Annotated in this window: 4 protein-coding genes; 2 read left to right on the top strand and 2 right to left on the bottom strand. The window is 51.2% G+C overall.

Going from position 1 to position 6,106, the window contains the following annotated elements; genetic code table 11:
* Positions 1–106: 106 nt before the first annotated feature.
* Together IB286_RS15110 and xseA are read right to left on the bottom strand one after the other, a co-directional pair.
* Positions 107–1,042 (bottom strand): alpha/beta hydrolase, encoded by a 936-nt coding sequence (locus tag IB286_RS15110; RefSeq protein WP_190766983.1) that lies wholly within the window; start codon positions 1,040–1,042, stop codon positions 107–109.
* Between the two features lie 110 nt (positions 1,043–1,152).
* A complete protein-coding gene (gene xseA, locus IB286_RS15105) occupies positions 1,153–2,499 on the bottom strand; it encodes an exodeoxyribonuclease VII large subunit (RefSeq protein ID WP_190766982.1) in 1,347 nt (448 codons plus the stop codon).
* Between the two features lie 141 nt (positions 2,500–2,640).
* Here xseA and guaB point away from each other — a divergent pair, with 141 nt between their 5' ends.
* Positions 2,641–4,107, top strand: coding sequence for an IMP dehydrogenase (gene guaB, locus IB286_RS15100; protein WP_190766980.1), 1,467 nt, complete (start codon positions 2,641–2,643; stop codon positions 4,105–4,107).
* A 194-nt stretch (positions 4,108–4,301) separates the two neighbouring features.
* Positions 4,302–5,879 (top strand): glutamine-hydrolyzing GMP synthase, encoded by a 1,578-nt coding sequence (gene guaA, locus IB286_RS15095; RefSeq protein WP_190766978.1) that lies wholly within the window; start codon positions 4,302–4,304, stop codon positions 5,877–5,879.
* Positions 5,880–6,106 lie beyond the last annotated feature (227 nt).

Here is a 6,106-nt window from a genome sequence, read left to right as displayed (position 1 = left end):
TTCGTAGGACTGGTTGTGAAGTTTAAAGTCTTCGGAGGCTCTTATTAGACGCATCTCTGATTGTCTCTAAGTTATTGATTCTATATAACCCTAATGTGTAAGGAAATTATAGCTCAATAACATAGTTCTCTACGCCTTCGTTCATATTAAAAAGCACGTCATTGGCGCTTTGTATAAACAAGGCATCGGCGCTTGCCGGAGTGCGTCCCATTTGTTTCTGGCAGAAGGAGCGCGGGCCATTACCAGCGAGGCGTTCAAGTGCGTCTTGGTTTATGTCGCCAGTGGTGGTGGCTTCTAAAAAGGCAGTGATTAAATAGGGTTCGAGATTTCCCGCTGAAACCACTCCCAGAATATCCAGCCACAAACTTTTGGGCGTCTCGTTGGGGTACAGGCTATAGGGCAGATGACTCCATGTCGCCAGTGGAACCAAGGCGTCAAAGCGTTTGTCGGCGCTGCCGCAGACGGTTTGAAAACCGCCACCGTATGAAAGGCCGATAGAGCCAATCACCGGATCGTTATTACGGCGGCCAAGATTTGCCAGATTAGTTTCTGCCCAGTCGATGATCTGGGAAACGTTGCGGCAATCAATTTCCGGATCCATAACGGTGATGCTGCCGGTACTGTCGCCAAAGCCGCGCTGGTCGAAGCTGATGACGTAAAAACCGGCTTCCAGCCAAGCGCGCTTGGCTATTTGTGCGGTGATCTCAGCATTTTGTACAAAGCCGTTTATAGGATCTGGATTTTCCATATCTTTCAGGCGACTGAGACCAAAGCCATGGCCGTGAATGACCAGAGGCAGGGCTTTGCCATTGGGGTTTTCGGGCACGAATACGGTAAAGGCAATATCTTCACCATCGGCAGCGGTAAGGGTTTGGTCAAAAAAAGTTTTGCTTTCCGCTGTGCCGCCGCCGGTCATGGGGCCAGTTTGCTGGTTATTGGTGCTGCTTGAGCTACCACTTGAGCCGCCGCAGGCGCTGAGTAAAGCAATCAGGGTAAAACAGAATACCCGCAGGCCGAGGCGGGCAGGGAGATGTCGAGACATAACGCGTACCAATTATAATTATGTTTTCACTAAAAACATGGAATGCTAGCAAAGGGCAGTAGGGTTTTCTAACTATTTTTTACAGCTGCGCAGATATTGTGATTTGTAATTTAGTTGTCAACGCGAACTGTAGTTTCGCCCTTGGCCAGAGTGGCTTTGAGGCGTTGACCTTTTTCGAGTTGCTGGGCAGAGCTTATGACCTGACCTTGTTCGTTTTGCAAAATAGAGTAACCCCGGCTCAGGGTTTGCTGCGGCCCTAAAGCCTGCAATTGTTTGAGCAGGTAGGTGAGCCGCTGTTGTTGTTCGGTATATTTTGTCGGCCAGCTTTTTTTGAGTCGTTCTTCAAGTAGTCGCAGTGCTTTTCGTTTTTCATCAAGCTGACGTTGCGGGCTTTGCAGCGCTAAACGGGTTGCAAGATGTTGGTAACGTTGCAGGCGTTGGCGCTGCTGTGATTTAACCGAGGCGCGTAGTCGCAACTCCAGTTCATCCAAGCGCTGGCTTTGCTGTTGCAATTGGCGGCGAGGATCGCGCAAGCGTTGTTGCAATTGCAGAACTTTTTGTCGAGCTAATAAAAGTTGGCGTTGGCTGGCTTGTTTAAGTCTGCCGCTGGCCAGTTGCAGGCGAGAAATCAGTTCAGCCTGATCTGGGCTGAGTAATTCCGCCGCCGCTGAGGGGGTTGGCGCGCGAACATCGGCGACAAAATCGCTGATCGTGAAATCCACTTCGTGGCCCACCGCGCTAACAATCGGCAGCTGGGAGCGAAAGATCGCTTCGGCTACGGGCTTTTCATTGAACGGCCACAGGTCTTCAAGTGAGCCGCCACCCCGGCTGAGCAGAACTACATCAAAGTCCTGTTGCTGGGTACTGGCCCAGTGGTTGGCCTGTTCGATAGCATTTACGATTTGCCCTGCCGCTTGCTCGCCTTGAACCAGCACCGGCAGCACACTGATGCGCATGGCTGGCCAGCGCCGCTTCAATACTGCTTGAATATCCTGCAACGCGGCGCCAGTAGGGGACGTCACCACGGCGATATGTTTAATGGTCTCTGGTAAGGGCTTTTTATATTGCTGCTCGAACCAGCCGGCGGCCTGCAGTTCTTGCTTTAATTTTTCAAAAGCGGCCGCTAGCGCGCCACTGCCTGCCGGTTCGAGCTGATCGACGATGAGTTGATAGTCGCCACGGCCTTCATACAAGCTGACTTGGCCGCGTACTACAACTTGCTGCCCTTGTTCTGGTTGAATCCGGCAACGCATATTTTTATTGCGAAAGAAGGCGCAGCGAATTTGGGCTTGAGCGTCTTTTAGGGTGAAATACCAGTGGCCGGAAGAGGGGCGAGACAGGGTCGAAATCTCCCCGGTGACCGCAATATTGGTGAAACAATCTTCCAGCAGTCCGCGTGCCATGCGGTTGAGCTGGGAGACGGACAGGGTCTGGTTTTGAGTAGTGGCTTCAAGCATGGCGCGGATTGTATCAGTTGCTACTGAAAACCGGGTGTTACTTGTTAAAAAACACGGTTACATCCGCCGCTCACTTGTTTACTAAGCTACTGAGTTCACTTAAAATTGCCCGGATTCTAGCCAACGGCACTGGATCGACCTATGTTACGAGTCTCTCAGGAAGCATTGACGTTTGACGATGTCCTGCTCCTTCCCGGTTATTCTGAAGTTACCGCCAAAGATGTGAGCCTGCGCACGCAGTTAACTCGCAATATTTATCTGAATATTCCCCTGATGTCCGCTGCCATGGATACGGTTACTGAAAGCCGTTTAGCCATTGCATTGGCGCAAGAGGGCGGTATTGGCGTTATTCATAAAAGCATGACCATTGAGCAGCAAGCGCAGGAAGTGCGGGCTGTGAAAAAGCATGAGAGCGGTGTTGTTAAAGACCCCATCACTATTGATGCCAGCGCGCCGGTCAGCGAGCTGTTTGAGCTGCGTCGTCGCCATAAAATCTCCGGTGTGCCGGTGATGGATAAGGGCGATCTGGTGGGTATCGTCACCAGCCGCGATGTGCGTTTCCAAGAAGAATTGGGCGTGCCGGTTTCCAGCATCATGACCCCCAAAGACAAGCTGGTTACGGTACCCGAAGGTGCCGATATGTCGGTTGCCCGCGAATTGCTGCACCGTCATCGCATTGAGAAAGTCTTGGTGGTCAACGAGCTGGGCAAGCTTACCGGTATGATCACCGTTAAAGATATGAACAACGCCCAGACCTATCCCATGGCGTGTAAAGATAGCTCTGGTCAACTGCGGGTTGCGGCCTCAGTCGGTACCAGCCCCGATACCGATGATCGCGTTGCAGCGCTGGTTGAGGCGGGTGTCGATTTATTAGTTGTTGATACTGCCCACGGTCATTCCATGAACGTACTTAAACGGGTGGCTTGGATTAAGCAGAATTACCCACAAGTTGACGTGATCGGCGGTAATATTGCGACCGCAGAAGCGGCCTTGGCCCTGCTGGAAGCCGGTGCCGATGCGGTGAAAGTCGGTATTGGCCCCGGTTCTATTTGTACCACGCGCATCGTAACCGGTATCGGTGTACCGCAAATCAGTGCTATCGCCAATGTTGCGGCGGCGCTGAAAGACAGCGGTCTGCCCCTGATTGCTGATGGTGGTATTCGTTTCAGTGGTGACTTGTCTAAAGCCATCGCGGCGGGTGCCAGCGCTATTATGATGGGCTCTATGTTTGCTGGTACTGAAGAAGCGCCCGGCGAGGTTGAGCTGTATCAAGGCCGGACTTACAAATCTTACCGCGGCATGGGCTCATTAGGCGCCATGACCAAAACCCAGGGCTCCAGCGATCGTTATTTCCAAAGCGCCGAAGACGGTGCCGAGAAATTGGTGCCAGAAGGCATCGAAGGTCGTGTTCCTTATAAAGGCCCCTTGGCAGCCATTGTGCACCAATTGATGGGCGGTCTTCGCAGTGCCATGGGTTATACCGGCAGTGTTGATATTGAAACCATGCGCAGCAAACCCCAGTTTGTTCGAGTGACAGCGGCAGGTATGCACGAGAGTCATGTGCATGATGTGAGTATCACCAAGGAAGCGCCAAACTATCCAACCTGATTGGTGTCTTGAATTAACTACTGCGCTCACAATCTTTGCTGTCGGCGGTGCTCGAAATGCTCATTTATTAGCATATAAATTCCGCTTTCTGTGCTCCGGCGACAAGCAAATATTGTTTCGCTCGTGACGTTAATTCAGAGACCCCTTGGTTTAGTAAGTAATCAAAGCCCCAATCCACGATTAGCGAGAAAACTGTGTCTACTGATATCCACGCCCACCGTATTCTGATCCTTGATTTCGGCTCCCAATACACCCAGCTTATCGCTCGTCGAATTCGCGAAATTGGTGTGTATTGTGAGATTCGCGCCTTTGATATCAGTGAAGAAGATATTCACGAATTCAAACCTTCGGGTTTTATTCTTGCCGGTGGCCCTGAGTCGGTAACACAGGCGGGTTCACCGCGTGCACCGCAATTGGTGTTTGAGATGGGTTTGCCGGTGTTGGGTATTTGCTACGGCATGCAAACCATGGCCGAGCAGTTGGGCGGCAAAGTTGAAGGTTCTCCGGTTCACGAGTTTGGCTATGCTCAGATTAAGCTGGAAGCCAAAGGCGAATTGACCGCTGATATTGCCGATCATCTGGATGATAGCGGTGCGGCTCTGCTTGATGTGTGGATGAGTCACGGCGATAAGGTGGTGAAACTGCCAGAGAATTTTGAAATTCTGGCATCAACGCCATCCTGCCCAATTGCGGCAATGCAATGTGAAGCCAAGAAGTTTTACGGTGTGCAGTTCCACCCAGAAGTGACTCATACCCTGCAGGGCAAGCGTATTTTCGAACATTTTGTTCATAAGCTCTGTGGTTGTGATGCTCTGTGGACGCCCGCAAATATTATTTCTGACGCGATTGCTCGGGTGCAGGAACAAGTGGGTGATCAGAAAGTTTTGTTGGGACTTTCGGGCGGTGTTGATAGCTCGGTGGTTGCCGCACTGTTGCACCGTGCGATTGGCGATCAACTGACCTGTGTGTTTGTAGATAATGGCCTGCTGCGCAAGAACGAAGGCGATCAGGTCATGGAAATGTTCGCCAACAATATGGGCGTTCGCGTAATCCGTGCCGATGCCCAAGCGTTGTTTATGGGCAAGCTGGAAGGGATTGCTGATCCTGAGCAAAAACGCAAAGTTATTGGTAATACCTTTATTGAAGTGTTTGATGCCGAGGCCGCCAAACTTAAAGACGTACCATTTTTGGCACAGGGCACAATCTATCCAGATGTTATCGAGTCTGCAGCGGCCAAAACCGGTAAAGCTCACGTCATTAAATCCCACCATAACGTTGGCGGTCTGCCCGACGATATGGCGATGGACTTGGTAGAGCCACTGCGCGAGCTATTCAAAGATGAAGTGCGCAAGATTGGTCTGGAACTGGGCCTGCCTTACGACATGGTCTACCGTCACCCATTCCCCGGTCCCGGTCTTGGGGTGCGTATTCTGGGTGAAGTGAAAAAAGAATATGCCGATATTCTGCGCGAGGCCGATGCGATCTTTATTGAAGAATTGCACAAGGCGGATTGGTACCACAAAACCAGCCAAGCTTTTGCCGTATTTCTGCCAGTTAAATCGGTGGGTGTGGTTGGCGATGCCCGCCGCTATGAATACGTGGTTAGCCTACGCGCGGTAGAAACCATCGACTTTATGACCGCACGTTGGGCGCACTTGCCCTACGAACTGCTGGAAACCGTCTCTAACCGCATTATCAATGAAATCTCCCGCGTTTCCCGCGTGGCGTACGATGTATCTAGTAAACCGCCTGCCACGATTGAGTGGGAATGATCGGTACGTTACCTGCTTAGGGAGTACTCTTAAAGCTACTGATCGGTAGCTTTTTTTCTTTTTGGGGTTGTATTGTTCGAATTTGCCAACTACTGTTTATTTAAAAGGGGTATCCATTTAGCTCCACCTCTCATTTATTCCTCCTTAGCCTTCCTCACAACGACGTTCTCGTAAGTCACCGGTTCAGTTGCAACAGCCTGCTGCAACAATCGGTAAAACAACATCCC

It is taken from the genome of Spongiibacter pelagi (assembly GCF_014705705.1).
Lineage (GTDB): Bacteria > Pseudomonadota > Gammaproteobacteria > Pseudomonadales > Spongiibacteraceae > Spongiibacter > Spongiibacter pelagi.
This window is presented reverse-complemented; position numbering and strand designations above follow the sequence as displayed.